At 67.4% G+C, this 728-nt stretch carries 2 protein-coding genes; both read right to left on the bottom strand.

Features of this window, described 5'->3' with window-relative positions; all coding sequences use genetic code 11:
- The coding region (locus tag T281_RS17165; RefSeq protein ID WP_037242592.1) for a lyase family protein at positions 1-278 on the bottom strand (278 nt) is incomplete at its 3' end.
- Between the two features lie 103 nt (positions 279-381).
- A partial coding sequence (locus T281_RS17160; protein WP_037242589.1) for a gamma-glutamylcyclotransferase family protein occupies positions 382-728 on the bottom strand: 347 nt, incomplete at its 5' end.

Here is a 728-nt window from a genome sequence, read left to right as displayed (position 1 = left end):
GCATCGAGCTTGCCCGCGATCACCTCTTCCGCCGCCGCGACGATCGCGTCATGCAGGGGCTGCTCCAGATTGCCGAGCGCGAGGTTCGTCTTCGCCGCCGCCTTCTTCACGATGCCGAGCGCGTGCACCAGCGGAATGGGCATGCGCTCGCCGCCGATCTTGAAATTGCCGAGGCTGCGCTGTGTCTGCGCGCCCCAATAGTGGTTGGCGGGCACATCGATGGGGCCGAAGGTGTCGGTTTCGGTGCGCGTGGCGGACGGGGAGACGTCTTCTGTCATGGCCGGTCTCTGCTGATTTGCGTGGAAAGGTTGATGGCTGGTCTATCATGCCCGCGCGTCTCGCGCCAACCCGCGCCGTCTGTCGCAAAAACGCACGCTTGCGTTACAGCGGGAAGCGGCCCGACGCGACGAGCGGGCGGGAATCGACCTTGCCCGCGTAGGGGTAAACCCACACCGCCAGCGCGCCGCCGCGATGAAGCTGCACCTCGATCGCCGTGCGGTAGAACAGGTCGGGCTTGGTGCCGACGCCGCCGCAGCCCTCATAGGCGTCGAGTGCCGCAAGCACCGCCGGGCCGTTCAGCTGGAACACCTCGCCGAAAACGCGGGTCCGCGCCGCCTCGTCGAACACTGCGCCCGGAAACCGCCCGAGATTATAAAGCCGGCCCCGCGCGCATGCTTTGCCGACGAAACGCGCGCGCGTTTCGAGCAGCCGTGCATAGGGGCTGCGGC

The organism is Rhodomicrobium udaipurense JA643 (assembly GCF_000636015.1).
Taxonomy (GTDB): Bacteria; Pseudomonadota; Alphaproteobacteria; order Rhizobiales; family Rhodomicrobiaceae; genus Rhodomicrobium; species Rhodomicrobium udaipurense.
Note: the sequence above shows the minus strand (reverse complement) of the source record. Positions and strands in the feature narration are given on the sequence as shown.